Genomic DNA, 18,015 nt, shown 5'->3' with positions numbered 1-18,015 from the left:
ATTCGTTTTAAAAAGGATAAAAAATAGACACTTATTTTAGGTGTCTATTTTTGTTTAATATATCTTTTGCAGCGGCTTTGTATGCAGCAGAATGAAAACTGTAATCTTGAGTTAAAATTACTTTTAATTCATCTCTAATCCATAAATGAGTTTTACTAAAATTATGAAGTGCACGCATAGCATAAGCTTTTGTCGCAACTTTTTCATCTTGAATTAACCAATCCATACAAGTTTCAATTATTTGTTGTTCTTGTTTGTCAGATAATTCAATTTGTTTTGATTTTGAAATAAAAAGACAAATTTTCGAAATAGATCGAATTGCAGAATCATGTTTGTATCTTGAAAGGGTGTCACAAAATAAAGTTAAATATGGAATTATTAAAAGAATGTTTTGTTCTAGCACTAATTCTAAGCTCCAACATGCCTTAAAGTGATTTTTATTTTCTAAGTCTAAAGCAAAATCAAACAATTTTTCTAAGTTTTGAGAATTATTTAATGCCAATTCACAAATAGAGTCTCGTGATTTTCTATGTGCAGTGCTATTTTCTATTTTAATATAAAAAGCCGATTTCATGAGTTAAAAATAGTAAAAATGAAAAAAATATTGATACTTAATACTGTAATACTTTATAGTTTATTAAATTTGTCGTTTATTTTTAAAACTAACTCTTGTGATTCAACTACACGACAAAAAATTTGAAGCTTTTATTCCAGAACAAGAAATAAATTTTGCAATTCAAAATGTTGCTAAACAAATTGAAGATGATTTCTATGATGAAGTTCCGATATTCATTGGAGTTTTGAATGGATCATTCATGTTCTTGTCTGATTTGATGAAACAATATTCCAGTACATGTGAAGTGAGTTTTATTAAAATGGCATCTTATGAAGGGACGAAAACTACAAATGAAGTAAAAGAATTAATTGGCTTAAACCAAGATGTAGAAGGAAGAAGTGTAGTAATTATAGAAGATATAGTAGATACAGGAAACACAGTGGAAGAGTTGAAGAAACTCTTTAAAGGATTAGGAGTAAAGCATTTTAAAATAGCTACATTGTTTTTTAAACCAGAAGCTTATACAAAAGACATTAAAATAGATTACATAGGAATACGAATTCCTAATAAATTTATTGTAGGTTTTGGGTTAGATTACGATGGTTTAGGAAGAAATTTGAAACAAGTATATCAATTATCAAACACACACAACAAAATGATTAACATCGTATTATTTGGAAAGCCGGGAGCAGGAAAAGGTACGCAAGCAGAATTTTTAAAAAAGAAATATAATCTTGTTCATTTATCTACAGGAGATATTTTTAGGTACAATATTAAGAATGATACGGATCTTGGTAAATTAGCTAAATCGTATATGGATAAAGGAGATTTAGTACCAGATGAAGTGACTATTAAAATGTTACAAGATGAGGTAGAGAAAAATCCAAACTCAAAAGGTTTTTTATTTGATGGTTTTCCAAGAACAATTAATCAAGCAAATTCATTAGATAGTTTTTTGCAATCTAAAAATTGGGAAGTCACAGCTACAGTTGCATTAGAAGCAGATGATGAAATTTTAGTACAGCGATTATTAGAAAGAGGGAAAACTTCAGGTAGAACAGACGACCAAGATGTGGAAAAAATAAGAAATCGTTATGAAGAATATAATGAAAAAACAGCTCCATTAATGGATTATTACAAGAAACAAGGTAAGTTTAAAGCAGTTGATGGAATAGGTGAAATTGTAGAAATAACGGAAAGGTTGTCAAAAGTGATTGATAATTTATAAAATTTTTTGCAATTGTCTACTATAAGGTATGTTTAAGTAACATATACTAATAAAAAAAGAGCTTCTATTATAGAAGCTCTTTTTTTATAAATAATAATCTGGATGTTTTCTTAAATACTAAACCTGTATTTTTCGGCATTTTAGCTATAATTAAAAGTATCGGTAAATTCAATTATATATTATACCTTTGCAGAAATAATACCTGTTTAAAGTAAGGAATTTTGTATGAATACTTTAAGCTTTTAAATGAAAATAGAATGACCGAAGGGAATTTTGTAGATTACGTAAAAATATATGTTGCTTCTGGAAAAGGAGGGAAAGGTTCTACACACTTACATAGAGAAAAATTTATTGAAAAAGGAGGTCCAGACGGAGGAGATGGAGGTCGTGGAGGACATGTAATTTTAGTTGGAAATAAAAACCTTTGGACATTATATCATTTAAAATATACAAAACATGTAAAAGCAGGCCATGGAGGAGATGGAGGAAGTTCTAGAAGTACTGGAGCAGATGGGGAAGATAAAATAATAGAAGTGCCATTAGGGACAGTGGTAAAGGATAAAGAAACAGGTGAGATTCTTTTTGAAATAACAGAAGATGGAGAATCAAAGGTTATAGCAAAAGGAGGTAAAGGAGGATTAGGAAATTGGCACTTTAGAAGCTCTACAAATCAAACACCTCGTTATTCACAACCAGGAATGCCTAGTGAGGAACAAGATATAATTTTAGAATTAAAAGTTCTAGCCGATGTTGGTTTGGTTGGATTTCCAAATGCTGGAAAATCAACTCTATTATCTGTTTTAACAGCCGCAAAACCTAAAATTGCGGACTATCCATTTACAACTTTAAAGCCAAATTTAGGAATTGTAGCTTATCGTGATTTTCAATCATTTGTGATTGCTGATATACCTGGAATTATTGAAGGAGCAGCAGAAGGAAAAGGACTAGGGCATTATTTTTTACGTCATATAGAAAGAAATTCAACATTATTGTTCCTTGTTCCAGCAGATGCTGAAGATATAGAAAAAGAATATGAAATTCTATTGGATGAACTTAGACGTTATAATCCTGAAATGTTAGATAAAGATAGGTTAATTGTAGTCTCAAAATCAGATATGTTAGATGATGAACTAAAATCAGAAATGAAAGTAGAGCTAGATAAAGCATTCAAAGGAACTGAATATATGTTTATATCTTCAGTGGCACATCAAGGATTACAAGAATTGAAAGATAAATTATGGAAAATGTTGAATAGTTAGAATTTTAAGTTAAAACGCAACTATTTTAAATATATAATATAGTTTGAAAAAAAGACCGTTTTATGCGGTCTTTTTTTTGTGTGTACGTTTTAAACTTATAATTAAAAGTTTTTCCAAAATTCAAACAAAACCTTTTGTGAATTTATAGTTGTTTAAACTAAAATGCATAATAATATTTAATAAATGAAATTTTGATAATACCATATATAAAAAAGAGGCTGCCTTTTTGGGCAGCCTCTTTTAGAAAACTAAATTTTATTTTTAAAGTTTTCCAGTAATATCTTTTTTGTATTTATTTAAAAGTGCTTTAGCCATTCCTAAATTTACTTTATTAGCATCCACTGCTAAATAGATAAAATACTCACCACCTTCTGAAAAATCAATAATGTGAATTTGAGAAGTTAGGTTAATCATAATATCATTTATTTTTTGATCTAAATTTAGGGCTTTTATTGCGCTAAATTTAGCCTTTGCCACTTCAAGATTATAAGCAGAAGCAAGCTCTGGATCAAATGCTGGATCAACTGTTAATGAATAATAAGAAATACCAGACTTTACTTCTGTTACACTAACAGCTATAAATCCGGATACATTTGCTTTTAAGTCCTCACCGAACTTGTTTAAAAAATCAGACATAATTATTTATTAAAATTAAATTAATTCGTTACTTAAATTGTCAACTACCTTTAATAGTAGGCCTAGTTTTGTGATATCTTTAGTTATACTAACTAAATATTTATCATTATTTATTTTATTTCCAATTATTAAAAGAGCCTCTCCTTTGATTATAATCTGATTCAGATTATTTTCTTTTAGATCCTCGGTTAAGCCTTTACACATCTCAAAAATAGTATTTGACATTGCGGCTATTCTTTTAGGAGTGTCCATATTATATGAATCTATAACGTTTGAATTGGCGTCAAATAGTAGTGCAGATTCAATACCTGTATTTTCAATTATTTGTTGTAACATTTTGTTATTTATAATGAATTTATAGGCAAAAATATGTTGTTTTTTTTTAACAATTGTTAAAAAAATTACATTTTTTCTGTAATAAAGATTTTCTTTCTTATTTTTGCATCAAATTTATTTTAAATATGGAAAGCGAAAAAGATATTGAAATATTAAAACATGCCCTTGATTTTAAATTAGAATTATTTAATGAAATTAGATTTGGATACCTTGAAAGTGAAGAAGTTGTAAATCAAGTTGAGAAATCAGATGATTTATTAGCGAACATAATTGAGGAAGAAATTGAAGTTCGAGATGAAGCAAGTGTTAGTATAAGTAATGATATGGATAATGAAGAAGAGGAAGTGATAAGGCGAGTTCCTGTTAATAAGTTTGGGACTAGTTATTTTGGAAGAAGGAGAAGGTAATATTGATGATAAGAAATAAAAAAGGAGTGCATTGCACTCCTTTTTTATTTCTTGATTAAGATTTTAATCTAAATTAGGAATACGTAAAACTTGTCCTGGATAAATTTTGTCAGGATGTTCTAGCATTGGTTTATTTGCTTCAAAAATAACATTGTACTTGTTTGCGTCACCATAATACTTCGCTGCAATTTTAGATAACCATTCTCCTTTTTCTACAGTGTGGAATTGAGCTTCAGGTTTTGGCTCAACAACAGTCATTTGATTGTCTACAGTGTCAACTCCATCGACATTACCAATAGCTAAAACAATTTTTTCAGCATCTTCTTGTTGTGCAACATCTCCTTCAACTGTTACATCATCTCCTTTTAAGCTAATTTTTATGGATTGGTATTGCAATCCAAGCGCTTTTACATGTTCTAATAATGCGCTTGCTTTTAATATTGCCTTTTCTTCAACTGGAGCTTCTTCTTCTTTTTTACCAAATAATTTTGCTCCAGCATTTTTCACAAATGAAAATAATCCCATAATTGTTTTGTATTTATATGTTAATACTCAAATATAATAAAAAATATGATTTATAAGTTATTGTTAAAATTATTATTTTGTAACGTTAATTCTGTTGTTTTTTGAATTAGCTGAAAACTCAGGAGCATACATGCTTTGTAAGATTGCAATGCCATCATTAAAACTTCCGGGATTATTTATTCGAGCATTATACTCTAAAACGTAAGTCCCTTTATATATTTTGTCAAAGAAGAAGTGTGTTGCAACATCTTTTGTACTTCTATAGAAATAAAGATTGTCAACTCTTTCATATTTAGAAATAATATCTAATGGTTCAAAACATGAAGCTCTTAAATCTTTTAAATGAACAAATTCTAAGTCTTCAACTACTTTGATTTCTAATCGAATTGTAATAATATCTCCAACAATTAGATTTTCTTTTACAATTGGTTTTAAAACTGATCCCTTTGGAGTATTCTCTTTTCTAAATAATTCCTTCTTAATATTTAGTATTTGATTAGTACTTTCTTTAATTTCTTCAAGGTTCTTAAAGTATTGCCAATAAATACCACCATAACTAGGAATATCAGATTTGTTTTGAATACTAATATTTGCCATGTCTGTTGTTATTTCATTAGCTTTCCAGTTAATCTTAATGTAGCCAGTTGTAGCTTCTTTTTCTTTCTTAGATAATTTTTGATTTAAGGTTTTTTCATTGCCAATTTTAAACTTGGTTTTGTCTTCTATGGTTGTCCAATTTTTACCTTGTAATAAAATAGCATAAATAGCTTCAGTAGTTGCTTTAGTTGTGGACCAATTTTTGTTCTGTTTGTTTTTTAATAACCATACTTTCATTAAATCAACAGATGTAATGTCGTTGGCTACTTCATTAAATGCCTCAATCAGTAAAGCTTGTGTTTCAACGGATGATTGATGCCAATGCCAACTGTTTTTATTCTCTACCCAATACATGCCTAAATCTTCATTTAAAGATGCAGTTTCTTTTAAATGCGTTATTATCTTTTTAGATATATTAACATCACCAAATCGATTGAAAATTAAAGCTAATTGTCCTTTTTGATATAAAGAATAGGTAAGCCAATTTTTTTTAACTTCTCTTAATTGCAATTGTATTATTGAATCTAGTTTTTTAGATACAGAATATTGATCAATGAAGAAACTTCTTGCATATAGAAAATGAATATCTGTATGTGAATAGTTTGTGAATAGTTTTTTATTTTTCTCATATTTTGTAATGAAATGGTTATCTAAATAAGGAATACTTTTTGAAACTATATTTTTATAGGTTGTTTCTGCATTTGGGATTAATTTGTTTAAATGACCTATTCCAGAAAGGATATGTTGTGTAATGAATGAGTTTTCCTCTCCACCATCAAACCAAGGAAAACCACCAGAAGGTAATTGTTTAGTTTCTAGTTTTTCTAAAGTTTGCTCTTGTTTGTTTTTTAACGTTGTCAAATCAAATAGATAAGCCAGTTGTTTGTTCTTTTCAATTTCCTCTTCAGAATCGAAAAACCAAGGTGTTTCGGCTAATAAAATTGATTTTAATTCTTCATTAATTTCTAATTTGTTTTTTTGTTTTTTTTCTGTTCTATAGGATTCAAATAAATCAGCAATCTTAGGGTTTTTATTGATTATTTCTAAGGCAAGCGTGTTTGCATAATAACGAGAAAAAGTTTGTTCAGCACATTCATGCTCAAATTCCATTAAATAAGGTAAGGATTCAATCGCAAACCAAATAGGGTTTGTAGTGTATTCTAATGTGAAACTATGATTTTGTAAAGTAGGCAAAGTGTTATTTTTTAGATTTTCGAATACATATTCTTTCTTACTGTTTTCTCTCACCCAAAGCGGAATACTTTCCGTAATCAAAATTTTGTTACTTAAAACGGGTAAAATGTTTTCTTCACCATCTGAAAAAGCACCTGATTTGGCTACAATTTTATATTGCAAACCTTGTAAGTTTTCAGGAATGGTAATTGTCCATGAAACCGAAACACTTTCTTTTGGTTTGCAAATAAAATCTTTTCTATTGTTTAAATTTAAAGAAATACTATCAATTGCTTTTTCATTAGTAGCATCAAATAATAGTAGCATAGCAATACCTGTTTTGGTTTCATTAGTCATATTTGCCACTTTTGTAGTAATAGTAATCGTATCTTTTTCTCTTACAAAGCGAGGTAAATTTGGCATGACCATAATGTTTTTTTGAGAAACGATATCACTTTGGAAATAACCTGTTTCAAATTTTTTATTATGACCTAACAAACGCAATTTCCATCTTGTTAAAGATTCTGGAGAAGTGAAACTGAAATTTATTTTACCTTCTTTATTTGTTTGTAATTGCGGAAAAAAGAAAGCCGTTTCATTAAAGTTAGTTCTTGTTTTTACTTGGGTCATTTCTTTTAAAGCTTGTTTTGTAGTGATAATGATAGCACCACCAGAAGCTCTTGAACCATATAAAACGGTTGCAGAAGCATCTTTTAAAATGGTATAGCTTTTAATTTCACTACCTTTAAATTTAGCAAAATCTTCTGTACTCATTGGAACACCATCTACTATTATTAAGGCTTCATTATTACCTGAAATAGAATTAGTATCTCTAATTTTTATTGATAGATTTGCTCCTGGTGATCCTTTAATTTCAAGACCTGTAGCATAACCATTTAAGTAATTTATGAATAAAGAATTATCGTCTATTGTGTCATGTCTAATTGTAGTTGTAGAGTAGTTTAGAGATTTTTTTTCTCTCGATACTCCATAACCAAGAACAACAACTTCTTGTAAAGCATTTGTGTCTTCTTGTAATGTAATATAGATAGTGTCATTTTTACCTTTTACAGTGTAATAAGTGTCAATCAGGCCTATATAAGAAATAGTTAAAATTTCATTTGTTTCTGCTTGTATGGTAAAGTTACCATCAAAATCAGTAGTTGTTCCTCTTTTTGTTCCTTGAACAGTTATAGTTGCTCCAGCTAAAGGACCTAAATTGTCTGAAATTGTTCCTATCACTGTTTTTGCATTTTTAGGAACTTCTGCTATTTGTGCAATTGTTTTTAAGTACTTTTCTTGAGCATATTTACTGTAGGAATCGCTAAAATTGAAACCAAAAGTATTTAACTTTGGGTTTTTTATATAATAATTATAATATTTTGTGCTTTGGTCAAACTTATTAAAATAGATGTATTTGAATTTATCTTCATATTTACGAGGATAATTTGGACTAGAATAATTATTTCGGAAATTTAATTTTGTATCCCATTCTTTTTGAGTAAACTGGTCAAGTGAACTATCATACATACTCGCTAAAATTTCTGTTTCTAGTTCTTGATTGAGTATTTTAAACGACCAACTTTCATTACTTCCTGGTTCAATTTTATTTCGAAGACTAAGAATCTCAAATTCTAATTTTTTAGCTATTTCTTCTTTTGAAATTTCATAATTTCTATCAAAAGTTTCGTTGTCATAACGAGTTGAAAAATGAAAATAAAGGTTTTCTTTTGATGAAGCCTGTTTTTTAATTTTAAGCTTTCCAATTCCTTTTGTAAGTTGTACAACAAATTCTTTATCCAGTTCTTTACCAATGTAAAACCTTGAAAAAATATTCAAATCTGGAATAACTGATTGAAATTCAAATTCAAAGTGATCACTTTGAATATCTGTAATATCTTTCAAAGTAAATAAAACCGATTTTTCAAAAATTTCTTTTCTCGATTTTAGTTCAAATGAATGTGTACCTTCAATTTGATTGTTTTTACTGTCAAATGCTTTGGCAATTAATTTATAATTTCCCTTTTCTAATTTTTTTAAAAAATCTAACAGAACTGTTTTTTCATTTTTTGTGTCGAAAGAAATCGTTTTTATAAGTATTTCATTTATTTTAGAGTCGTTTATATCAAAAGGCTCATTTGGAAATAACTTTCTAAAATCTTTTTCAACTATGCTTTGAATTTCTGGAATTGAAAATAATCTTGGTTTTAGAAATTGTTTTTTCTTTATATAATAAATTTCTATTTTACCTTTTGCATCGATAGGATAATCATTTAATGTAGTAGTAGTGATAGTAAGATGGTCTTCTTCTTCTTTATATAAGGTTGGATTTGTAAAAACACTTAATTTTAGAGTTTGATTTCCAACTTTTATATATTTAGAAGCGGTTCTAGTTTCTCCATTTAAATCGATAACTTCTGCCTCAATAGTGTAATTTATTTCTCTAATATCTTTATTTTCAACTAAACTGTCATTTGCGGTTATACTAATAGTAAAATTCCCTTTTGAATCCGTTTTAAAGGTATCGGTTATGTCTTCTCTTTCTAGGTTTTCGATATATTTATTGGTATAAATCCTTTTAATAATTGTATAGTTTACTGTAGCATTGGTAAGATTACTTCCAGCTAAAGTTTTGGCATTTCCAATGATTTTTAAAGTATCACTTAAAGTATAATTTTCCTTTATAGTTTCAAAAGAGACTTCAAATGTTGGACGTTTATATTCTTCTACTTGGAAATTGAATTCATTGTCATAATCAAAATCTACACTATCCCAAAATTGATGTTCGTCTTCTTTTTCATCATAATATTTTTTATCATTTTCATAGTTATCTGGTTCATTAATTGTAACTGAAAATTGACCTGTTAAAATGTTCTTTGGAAGATTGAATTCTCCAGTGAAAGAACCAAATTCGTTGGTTTGTACTTCATATTCTTTCAAGGTGTTTGAATTGGCATCTTCAATCAATACTGAGACAGTTAAATGAGGAACAATACTTTTTTCTCCATTTATATTTTGAATAATAATTCCTTTATAATAGACTTTTTGACCTGGTCGATATATAGCTCTATCAAAATAAACTTTGGCTTTGGCTTCAAAATCTTCGTATTCAAAATCTTCTTTATCTTTTTTATAAAACCAACCTTTGTTGTAATTGCTAACTAAAGTGTCTTTTTTATGAATAAAATAAATGTCTGAATTAGGGTTTTTAGAGGTTTCTTTTACATATTTATTTTTCTTAAAACCTACTTTTCCTAGAGCATCAGTTAGTTTAGTTTCTTCATTATTTCTAATAATTATATTTTGAAGTGGTTTTCCTGTTTTTCTATCCGAAGCATAGAAATAATCGTATTTATCATCACTGTCTTTTATGAAAGCAATATTTGAAACTGTTATTGTTTGGTATTCATAATTGTCTTTAATTAGTTTTTGATTGTTAGGTTGAAAGACTAATATATAATCACCTAATGGGATTTTTTCCAAAAGTATTTCGGTAGTATATGTAAAGTAATCTTTTTTATTTGAAAGTATTCGTGTGTAAGTTTTTACAGCTTTATTTTTATCAATAAAATCTCGAAAAATAGAATCTGCTTTTTTTGTATTTTTGAATGCATCAAAGCTTTTCGGAATTTTGAAATAATGAATAGTTAATGTGTCGATATTTTTATATGTGACAAAAGCTCTGGTATTTTCATTTTCGTAAAGCGTATTTTTAATTTGAATATTTAATATTTTCCTTAATATGTTGTTTTTTAAGGTTTCGGCTTCAGCCAAAGCATTATTGTTTACTCTAGATTTTAAAACTGAATCACAAATTACTAATACTTCATTATAGTAATTTTTTCCTGAATTTTTATTGGTAATAGAATTAAAATATTTGGCTCGATCAACTCTTAATTGTTGTTGTAGATACTTGTCTTTTGTGGTTTCTTCGAGCGATTTTAATTCTTTTATGTAAAGTATATTGTTTTTGAAAATAGAATGTATATAATTTAGTCTGTTTGAATAGGCTCTGTCTAATTTGTCTATATCATTTTTACTATAATAAGCTTCATATTGTTGAAGTAAAGCAATAGTTTTTTTGAAGTTTATATTATAAACAATGTCAGTTGAGGCACTTGTGAATGTTGAAGGATTAGCGTATAGCTTTTCAATGAAAGTATTGTTTTTATTTGTTCTATTTATTTCCCAGTTGTTTTTATTGTTTTTTCTGTAAGTAAATAATTCGTTCCATAGATAATCATATAAGGTATAATTTTTAGCATTAATATCTGGAGAAATAGTAAAAATGTCTTTAAATTCTATTATATTTTGTTGTTGTAAAATGATTCTGTTTTGTAGAGTGTTTTCATAGGCTTTTTCAATTTCACTTTCAAATTTCGTTGAAGTCCAAAGAAGAAAATTGGTTTCGTTTTCATTTTCTATTTTGGTTCTGTTTTTAATTTTAGTGTAACTATTTTGCTTATAATAATCCTCCAATATTGAGGCGTAGATACAATTTAAGATAGCTTTTGTAGTTTCATCAGCTTCTCTAATTTCATTATTTAGATTTGTAATTATTTTAGATTGTGCATCTTCTTCAAGCGCTTGTGTAAATTTTGAAGTATAAAAAAAAGTTTTTATAATTTGAATTTTATCTTTTTTACGTTTTGCTTTTTTATAGATATTTTCCACAACTTGAAATGCAGAACGAGTTTTTCCATCGAGTTCGTGTTGATAGACTTCTTGCCATTCATTATCATAATTTGATTGAGAAAATAATGAAGTGCAAATTAAGGAGAATAAAAAGATGAAATAATTTTTCATGGAATATGTTTTTCTAGTATAGAGTATAAAAAGAGTGAAAAGGTTGGATTGTTTTGTGAAAAAATCTTCGACTAAGATAAATATTTTTTTACTTAAGGATAAATCATTGTATTTTCTTAATTTTGAATAAAAATTGCGGCTATGTACAAATTCATTTTGTTTTTTTTACCACTTTTTGTTTTCTCACAGAATAATTTTAATAAAGGAGAAAAACTGTATAATCAAAAAAAATATGATGAGGCTAAAGTTTATTTTGAAGCTCATTTGAAAACAAATCCTAATGATTATAAAGCAATAGAATATACTGGTGATATTGCGGGCTATTATAAAAAATGGGACACTGCAATTGAAAAATATAAATTTTTAAAGGAAAAGTTTCCTCAAAATGCAAACTATCATTATAAGTTTGGAGGAGCAATGGGAATGAAAGCGAGAGAAAGTAATAAGTTTAAAGCGCTTGGAATGATTGATGATATTGAAGCTTCTTTTAAATTGGCTGCAAAATTAGATTTAAAACATACAGATACAAGATGGGCTTTATTGATTTTGTATCTTGAATTACCTGCAATAATTGGAGGAAGTGAAAAAAAATCACAAAAGTATGCAGATGAGTTGATGGCGATTTCTAAAATTGATGGGGTTATGGCAAAAGGACATATCGACGAATATTTTAAAAGATATAATTCCGCAGAAAAATATTATTTACAAGGTGTAAATTTAACTCATTCTAAAACGGCATATCAAAGATTGATTAATTTGTACACAAAAATGAAGCTTCCTAAAAAAGCAAATGAAGCTCAGATTGAATCAGATAAATACAATAAATAATTTACTATAGTTTAAAATCATTATAAAATATTTTTTTTAAACTTCTAAACAATAATAATGAGAACACATTTCATAGCAATTGGAGGTGCAGCAATGCATAATTTAGCATTAGCGTTACATAATAAAGGATATAAAATTACAGGTAGCGATGATGCTATTTTTGAACCATCAAAATCTAGATTAGATAAAAAAGGATTATTGCCAATTGAAATGGGTTGGTTTCTTGATAAAATTACTTCAGATATTGAAGCAATTATCTTAGGAATGCATGCGAAATCTGATAATCCAGAGCTATTAAAAGCACAAGAATTAGGATTGAAAATATATTCTTATCCTGAATTTTTGTATGAACAATCTAAGAATAAAACAAGGGTTGTTATAGGTGGTTCTCACGGAAAAACGACAATTACCTCAATGATTTTGCATGTAATGCATTATCATGATGTGGAAGTAGATTATATGGTAGGAGCTCAGTTAGAAGGGTTTGATACAATGGTTCATCTTACAGAAGATAATGATTTTATTGTTTTAGAAGGAGATGAATACTTATCTTCACCAATGGATAGAAGACCTAAATTTCATTTATATCAGCCTAATATTGCATTGCTTTCAGGAATTGCTTGGGATCATATTAATGTGTTTCCGACGTTTGAAAATTATGTAGATCAATTTAAGATTTTTGCGAATCAGATTACTAGAGGTGGTATTTTAATTTATAATGAAGAAGATGAAGCTGTAAAAGAAGTAGCAGAAGAAACGGAAAATCCTATTCGTAAAATTCCATATCAAACTCCTAGTTATTCGGTTGAAAATGGAATTACTTTATTAGATACTCCAGAAGGATCAATGCCTATCGAAGTTTTTGGAGCACATAATCTAAATAATTTGGCAGGTGCAAAATGGATTTGTCAATGTATGGGAGTTGATGAAGCTGAATTTTATGAAGCTATTTCAAGCTTTAAAGGAGCTAGTAAACGATTAGAGAAAATAGCAGAAGGTATAGATAAAGTGGCTTATAAAGATTTTGCTCATTCGCCTAGTAAAGTTTCTGCAACAACTAAAGCTGTAAAAGATCAATATCCCGATAGGAAATTGATAGCTTGTTTAGAATTACATACATATAGTAGCTTGAATGCGGAATTTTTAAAAGAATATGAAGGAGCATTAGATAGTGCGGATATTGCAGTAGTATTTTATTCTCCTGATGCTGTAAAAATAAAGCAACTTGAAGAAGTAACTTATGATCAAATTGAGAAGTCTTTTAAACGAAATAATTTGATTATTTATACTAACCCAACCGAATTTAAAGAATTTCTGTTTAAACAAAATTTTAGTAATTCGACATTGCTTTTGATGAGTTCAGGAAATTATGGAGGTTTGAATTTTGATGAGGTGAAAGAGTTAATGAATTAAGCTATAGGTGTTTGGGTTTGAATTATCATCTTGTATAACTAAAATGGCCTACAATTTTATAACTAAATAAGCAGTCTTCTAAAACTTGTCCACCGCCAACATTGTGTACAATCAACGGTCGTTTACCATCTTTAGATTTTAGATGTGTAATTATACCTATATGAGGTAGCTTTCCATTTATCATCCAAGTTACTATTTCTCCTGTTTTATAATCAGCAGGATTTTGTGTAACAGCTAATTTTTTACCTTTTCTGGTGAAAAAAGTTTCAAGATTTGGAACGCGTCTGTGGTCTATATTCTTGTCTGTGGTTTTTAATCCCCAAGTTTTAGGATAGTGTGAAAAATTAATTTTCATATCTTCATGTACTTCTTTTTGCAAATCAATATTTAACTTTCGATATGCTCTAATTATTACGTCAGTACAAACTCCTGTTTTTGCAGGAACATCTCCGTTTGGATACTTTATACTTACATAATTTGGAGTGTATATTACTTCAGGGTCAATAATAGATATTGCCGAATTTGATAACTTTTCTTCAAAAGTCTTAGGATTTTGAGGTGATAGAGTTAGATTGATTTCCTTTTTTTCTACAATAACCTCTCCTTTATCTTTAGAAGCGTTTTTTTGACACCCAAAATAACTAAAAATAGACATGATTAATATTGTAGTATATTTCATTTGATTTTGTTTTGTAATGAGCGATAAATATAATAATAAATTATATAACATTTATTTTGAAACTATTGAAAAATTAGTTTAATTTGTTCTTATAAACGCCAAAAATATATTTAATGTATACGCCAATTAATCAGTGGGCTGAAGATGATCGTCCACGTGAAAAACTACTTCTTAAAGGGAAATCTGTTTTGTCAGATTCAGAATTATTAGCTATTCTTATAGGTTCAGGCTCTCGTAATGAAAGTGCGGTTCAGTTATGCCAACGAATTTTAGCTTCTACAAATAATAATCTTAATTTTCTTGGAAAACTTTCCATTCAACAGCTAATTCAATTTAAGGGAATTGGAGAAGCAAAAGCTGTTTCAATAATTGCTGCCTTAGAATTAGGGAGAAGGAGAAGAGGAGAAGAAATAAAAAAACAAGATGTAGTATCTTCAAGTAAAGCTGTTTTTGAAATTATGCAACCTATAATAGGAGAATTATTTCATGAGGAATTTTGGGCTTTATATTTAAATAATTCGAATAAAGTAATTTATAAATCACAAATAAGTAAAGGCGGAATAACAGGAACAGTCGTAGATACTCGTATTATTTTTAAACAAGCATTAGAGTATAATGCAACATCAATTGTGCTCTCTCATAATCATCCATCAGGTAAGCTACAAGCAAGCGAAGCGGATATACAAATTACAAAAACGTTAAAACAAGCAGGTAGAAGTTTAGATATTCGTGTTTTAGATCATGTTATAATAACAGAAAAAGGATATTTGAGCTTTGTTGATGAGGGTCTTTTTTAATGCTATACTGTTTAATTCAAGCATGTAGTTATTGTAAATATAATTTCTTATACAGAATAATTAGTTTTTGTTTTTTACGTTGAATCTTAATTGAGATTTAATATCAAAAATATTGTATATTAGTTGAAATAAACATTGTTAAATAATGTTATATTTTTGTTTTTAAATGACAATTGTCGTAAATTTACAGACAAATGACAGTGTTATGCCAAAGTTGATTGCAAATTCAGATGTTAAAATTGATAAAGCTGTACGAATGTATGTTACTAAAGTAGAGAAGGAGTCTGATTTAACAGTTGTAGATAAAAATATTACATATAAAAAATTTCTATCTAATAGAATGTTAATAGTACACTCTATTAGAAGGGGATTGCCTTATGAATTGTATGATTTAATAAAAGAAAGAACTCCTTTTAATGAAGAAGATTGGGCACAATTTTTAGGTGTTTCAATTAGAACGTTACAACGAAATAAATCAAAGAAGGATTTTGTTTTTGATGCAATTCCTACTGAAAAAATTCTTGAATTAGCAGAAGTTACAGCACTTGGGAAAGAAGTGTTCGATTCTAAAGAGCAGTTCTATCTTTGGTTGAATACTCCAAATTTTGCTTTAGGAAATTTACAACCTTTTGAATTATTAAAAGATTCTTATGGTAAAGAAATGGTTATGAACGAATTGAATAAAATTCAATATGGAATATTTGTATAATGGAAGTATTTCGATTAGCAAATAAAAAATATCCTATTGAATTGTCTGGAGTAGGAGCTTCTATAACAGGTGCTCGATGGAATTCAAAAGGAATAGAAGTGGTTTATACAGCTCAAAGTAGAGCGTTGGCTATGGCAGAAGTAGTTGTGCATGTAACTTTAGCAACATTACCATCAGGTTATGCTATGATGACTATTTTTATTCCAGATGATTTATATATACAAGAAATTGATGTAAAGAAATTACCTTTGGGTTGGAATAGCTTTCCAGAACTAATAGATACTCAAAAAATAGGGAATGAGTTTATTAGAAATAAAAAAAGTGCTGTAATAAAAGTGCCTTCTGCTGTTGTAAAAGGAGATTTTAATTATTTATTAAATCCTTTTCATGAAGATTTTGATAGAATAAAAATAATTCATCAAGAAGATTTTCCTTTTGATAAACGTATTTTTAAATAATATTTATTATTTGTTACAATTTGAACAAATACCAGAAATTAGAAGTTGATTTTCTTCAGCTTTAAAACCTTTAGGTAATATTATATTAGGTGATACATCGTCTAAGCAAATTGTTTTTTCACACTTTCTGCATGAAAAATGAATATGATTGTGAGCATGTTTATCATGTTCATGGTCACATGATTTACAAATAGCATATTGAATTACACCTTCAAGACTTATGATTTTGTGTAATTTTCCTTCGTCAACTAATCGATCTAAAGCTCTGTAAATAGTTACTCTATCAATTTGACTATTAAAATAGTCTTGAAAATTTTTATGAGTTAAAGCTTCGTTTTTTTTCTTCAATAAATCGATTATTTTTTGTTTTGTTGAAGAGCTTCTTTCTCTTTTAATTTTTTTCTCGTCCATATTAAATTTTATTATATATTTGCAACAATGTTGCGTTTAATAAATTATAAAATGAGAAAACAAATTACAAAATCTTTTGATTATTTAGGAATATCTAGTGCTACACTTTGTTTAGTACATTGCTTAGTATTTCCATTAATTTCTATAATTCCTATTGGTATAAGTCATAATCATTGGATTGATTTATTATTTGCTTCTATCGGTTTATATGCAGTTGTAAAAATAGTAAAAACAAATACGCCAAGATATATAAAAGCAATTTTGTTAGTATCAATGTTTTTAATTCTGAGTAGCATTGTTATAACAATTGTAACTCATCATCATTCATTTATACTCTATTTAGGAGGAATAGGTATGATAATAGGTCATTTATTAAATTTCAGAAAACATAAACATTAATGAAAAAGATTTAATAATATATTATATTTGGTTTTTTGCGGGATTAGTTATAGTTTGGTCATTAAGAGTTTTCATTGCCCGCAAAGACCAAATTTTCTGAAAACATTAAGAAAAAAATAATTTTCAATTTGCTATCTTGCAACACCCTAAAATAAAAGTGTATCAAAAATGATAAACACTAATAACATCACATTTTCATACAACAAAGATCAGTTGTTTCACATGCCAGATTTGCATTGCGATGCTGGAAATACAATTTTAATAACTGGTGACTCAGGAAAAGGAAAGACAACCTATCTACATATACTTGCAGGTCTATTGCGTCCAACTACTGGTGAAATTGAAATAAATAAAACCAATATAGTAGCCTTGTCAGAAAAAAAAAATGACACGTTTCGAGGTCAAAATATTGGATTGGTTTTTCAAAAATCATATTTTATTAGTGCGTTAACAGTACTAGAAAACTTAGAAATGGCTAGTTGGTTAGCAACAGGGAAGAAAAATACGGAAAGAGCAAAACGACTTTTAGAGCAACTAGATATTGCAAAACAATCGGATAAATTGCCAAGTCAATTAAGTATAGGTCAACAACAAAGAGTTTCAATAGCTCGTGCTTTAATGAATGAGCCTAAAGTGTTGTTAGCAGATGAGCCAACATCAAGTTTAGATGATAAAAATGCAGAGAAAGTGATTGCTTTATTAACATCACTTTCAAAAGAATATAAAGCAGCACTTATTATTGTAACACATGATAATAGAATTAAAGAAAAATTTAGTAACCGAATAACGTTAGTGTAG

At 28.1% G+C, this 18,015-nt stretch carries 17 protein-coding genes; 10 read left to right on the top strand and 7 right to left on the bottom strand.

Annotation, left to right across the window (positions count from 1 at the left end; all coding sequences use genetic code 11):
- Positions 1-31: 31 nt before the first annotated feature.
- Positions 32-574 carry a hypothetical protein gene (locus tag LXD69_RS01140; protein WP_246916783.1) on the bottom strand — a complete coding sequence of 181 codons (543 nt, stop codon included), beginning with the start codon at positions 572-574 and terminating at the stop codon, positions 32-34.
- Positions 575-671: 97 nt separating this feature from the next.
- Between LXD69_RS01140 and LXD69_RS01135 the strand changes: the two genes are divergently transcribed.
- Both LXD69_RS01135 and obgE read left to right on the top strand, forming a co-directional pair.
- Complete coding sequence (locus tag LXD69_RS01135; RefSeq protein ID WP_246916781.1) at positions 672-1,784, top strand: adenylate kinase; 1,113 nt, start codon at positions 672-674, stop codon at positions 1,782-1,784.
- Between the two features lie 257 nt (positions 1,785-2,041).
- On the top strand, positions 2,042-3,043 hold the full coding sequence (gene obgE, locus LXD69_RS01130) for a GTPase ObgE (RefSeq protein ID WP_045968483.1): 1,002 nt from the start codon (positions 2,042-2,044) through the stop codon (positions 3,041-3,043).
- 261 nt (positions 3,044-3,304) lie between these two features.
- On the opposite strand, the gene LXD69_RS01125 is transcribed toward obgE, so the two are convergent.
- Together LXD69_RS01125 and LXD69_RS01120 are read right to left on the bottom strand one after the other, a co-directional pair.
- Positions 3,305-3,679 (bottom strand): hypothetical protein, encoded by a 375-nt coding sequence (locus LXD69_RS01125; RefSeq protein WP_045968481.1) that lies wholly within the window; start codon positions 3,677-3,679, stop codon positions 3,305-3,307.
- A 15-nt stretch (positions 3,680-3,694) separates the two neighbouring features.
- A complete protein-coding gene (locus LXD69_RS01120) occupies positions 3,695-4,015 on the bottom strand; it encodes a roadblock/LC7 domain-containing protein (RefSeq protein ID WP_045968479.1) in 321 nt (106 codons plus the stop codon).
- A 125-nt stretch (positions 4,016-4,140) separates the two neighbouring features.
- Between LXD69_RS01120 and LXD69_RS01115 the strand changes: the two genes are divergently transcribed.
- Positions 4,141-4,422, top strand: a complete 282-nt coding sequence (locus tag LXD69_RS01115; RefSeq protein ID WP_045968477.1) for a hypothetical protein — start codon at positions 4,141-4,143, stop codon at positions 4,420-4,422.
- Positions 4,423-4,485: 63 nt separating this feature from the next.
- On the opposite strand, the gene lysM is transcribed toward LXD69_RS01115, so the two are convergent.
- Positions 4,486-4,947, bottom strand: a complete 462-nt coding sequence (gene lysM / locus LXD69_RS01110; protein WP_246916778.1) for a peptidoglycan-binding protein LysM — start codon at positions 4,945-4,947, stop codon at positions 4,486-4,488.
- 72 nt (positions 4,948-5,019) lie between these two features.
- The gene (locus LXD69_RS01105; protein WP_246916775.1) at positions 5,020-11,523 is read right to left on the bottom strand and encodes an alpha-2-macroglobulin family protein; all 6,504 of its coding nucleotides are present in this window, start codon (positions 11,521-11,523) and stop codon (positions 5,020-5,022) included.
- A 141-nt stretch (positions 11,524-11,664) separates the two neighbouring features.
- Here LXD69_RS01105 and LXD69_RS01100 point away from each other — a divergent pair, with 141 nt between their 5' ends.
- Both LXD69_RS01100 and LXD69_RS01095 read left to right on the top strand, forming a co-directional pair.
- Positions 11,665-12,351 (top strand): tetratricopeptide repeat protein, encoded by a 687-nt coding sequence (locus LXD69_RS01100; RefSeq protein WP_246916772.1) that lies wholly within the window; start codon positions 11,665-11,667, stop codon positions 12,349-12,351.
- Between the two features lie 57 nt (positions 12,352-12,408).
- Positions 12,409-13,764 carry a UDP-N-acetylmuramate--L-alanine ligase gene (locus tag LXD69_RS01095; RefSeq protein ID WP_246916769.1) on the top strand — a complete coding sequence of 452 codons (1,356 nt, stop codon included), beginning with the start codon at positions 12,409-12,411 and terminating at the stop codon, positions 13,762-13,764.
- Positions 13,765-13,789: 25 nt separating this feature from the next.
- Here LXD69_RS01095 and LXD69_RS01090 read toward each other — a convergent pair whose 3' ends face one another.
- A complete protein-coding gene (locus tag LXD69_RS01090; protein WP_052705243.1) occupies positions 13,790-14,443 on the bottom strand; it encodes a DUF1287 domain-containing protein in 654 nt (217 codons plus the stop codon).
- A 113-nt stretch (positions 14,444-14,556) separates the two neighbouring features.
- Between LXD69_RS01090 and radC the strand changes: the two genes are divergently transcribed.
- The 3 genes from radC (at position 14,557) to LXD69_RS01075 (ending at position 16,407) form a co-directional block, all read left to right on the top strand.
- The gene (radC, locus tag LXD69_RS01085) at positions 14,557-15,240 is read left to right on the top strand and encodes a RadC family protein (protein ID WP_246916766.1); all 684 of its coding nucleotides are present in this window, start codon (positions 14,557-14,559) and stop codon (positions 15,238-15,240) included.
- Positions 15,241-15,445: 205 nt separating this feature from the next.
- Positions 15,446-15,949: a type II RES/Xre toxin-antitoxin system antitoxin gene (gene parS, locus LXD69_RS01080; RefSeq protein WP_246916764.1), complete on the top strand. Its 504-nt coding sequence runs from the start codon at positions 15,446-15,448 to the stop codon at positions 15,947-15,949.
- Positions 15,949-16,407, top strand: coding sequence for an RES family NAD+ phosphorylase (locus tag LXD69_RS01075; RefSeq protein WP_045968466.1), 459 nt, complete (start codon positions 15,949-15,951; stop codon positions 16,405-16,407). The genes parS and LXD69_RS01075 overlap by 1 nt, the downstream gene beginning before the upstream one ends.
- Before the next feature lie 6 nt (positions 16,408-16,413).
- Here the strand turns inward: LXD69_RS01075 and LXD69_RS01070 are convergent, their stop codons facing one another.
- Positions 16,414-16,818, bottom strand: coding sequence for a Fur family transcriptional regulator (locus LXD69_RS01070; RefSeq protein ID WP_246916761.1), 405 nt, complete (start codon positions 16,816-16,818; stop codon positions 16,414-16,416).
- A 51-nt stretch (positions 16,819-16,869) separates the two neighbouring features.
- Between LXD69_RS01070 and LXD69_RS01065 the strand changes: the two genes are divergently transcribed.
- On the top strand, positions 16,870-17,217 hold the full coding sequence (locus LXD69_RS01065; RefSeq protein WP_045969265.1) for a MerC domain-containing protein: 348 nt from the start codon (positions 16,870-16,872) through the stop codon (positions 17,215-17,217).
- Positions 17,218-17,385: 168 nt separating this feature from the next.
- On the top strand, positions 17,386-18,015 hold the full coding sequence (locus tag LXD69_RS01060) for an ABC transporter ATP-binding protein (RefSeq protein WP_246916758.1): 630 nt from the start codon (positions 17,386-17,388) through the stop codon (positions 18,013-18,015).

Origin of the sequence: Flavobacterium sediminilitoris (assembly GCF_023008245.1) — a bacterium.
Lineage (GTDB): Bacteria > Bacteroidota > Bacteroidia > Flavobacteriales > Flavobacteriaceae > Flavobacterium > Flavobacterium sediminilitoris.
The sequence above is the reverse complement of the archived record's forward strand: the minus strand, read 5'-3'. Positions and strand labels throughout refer to the sequence as shown.

Bases quoted from the DNA above. Each gene is read 5' to 3' on its own strand.
- LXD69_RS01140 (WP_246916783.1), bottom strand. From the start codon at position 574: ATGAAATCGGCTTTTTATATTAAAATAGAAAATAGCACTGCACATAGA.
- obgE (WP_045968483.1), top strand. From the start codon at position 2,042: ATGACCGAAGGGAATTTTGTAGATTACGTAAAAATATATGTTGCTTCT.
- LXD69_RS01125 (WP_045968481.1), bottom strand. From the start codon at position 3,679: ATGTCTGATTTTTTAAACAAGTTCGGTGAGGACTTAAAAGCAAATGTA.
- LXD69_RS01120 (WP_045968479.1), bottom strand. From the start codon at position 4,015: ATGTTACAACAAATAATTGAAAATACAGGTATTGAATCTGCACTACTA.
- LXD69_RS01115 (WP_045968477.1), top strand. From the start codon at position 4,141: ATGGAAAGCGAAAAAGATATTGAAATATTAAAACATGCCCTTGATTTT.
- lysM (WP_246916778.1), bottom strand. From the start codon at position 4,947: ATGGGATTATTTTCATTTGTGAAAAATGCTGGAGCAAAATTATTTGGT.
- LXD69_RS01105 (WP_246916775.1), bottom strand. From the start codon at position 11,523: ATGAAAAATTATTTCATCTTTTTATTCTCCTTAATTTGCACTTCATTA.
- LXD69_RS01100 (WP_246916772.1), top strand. From the start codon at position 11,665: ATGTACAAATTCATTTTGTTTTTTTTACCACTTTTTGTTTTCTCACAG.
- LXD69_RS01095 (WP_246916769.1), top strand. From the start codon at position 12,409: ATGAGAACACATTTCATAGCAATTGGAGGTGCAGCAATGCATAATTTA.
- LXD69_RS01090 (WP_052705243.1), bottom strand. From the start codon at position 14,443: ATGAAATATACTACAATATTAATCATGTCTATTTTTAGTTATTTTGGG.
- radC (WP_246916766.1), top strand. From the start codon at position 14,557: ATGTATACGCCAATTAATCAGTGGGCTGAAGATGATCGTCCACGTGAA.
- parS (WP_246916764.1), top strand. From the start codon at position 15,446: ATGCCAAAGTTGATTGCAAATTCAGATGTTAAAATTGATAAAGCTGTA.
- LXD69_RS01075 (WP_045968466.1), top strand. From the start codon at position 15,949: ATGGAAGTATTTCGATTAGCAAATAAAAAATATCCTATTGAATTGTCT.
- LXD69_RS01070 (WP_246916761.1), bottom strand. From the start codon at position 16,818: ATGGACGAGAAAAAAATTAAAAGAGAAAGAAGCTCTTCAACAAAACAA.
- LXD69_RS01065 (WP_045969265.1), top strand. From the start codon at position 16,870: ATGAGAAAACAAATTACAAAATCTTTTGATTATTTAGGAATATCTAGT.
- LXD69_RS01060 (WP_246916758.1), top strand. From the start codon at position 17,386: ATGATAAACACTAATAACATCACATTTTCATACAACAAAGATCAGTTG.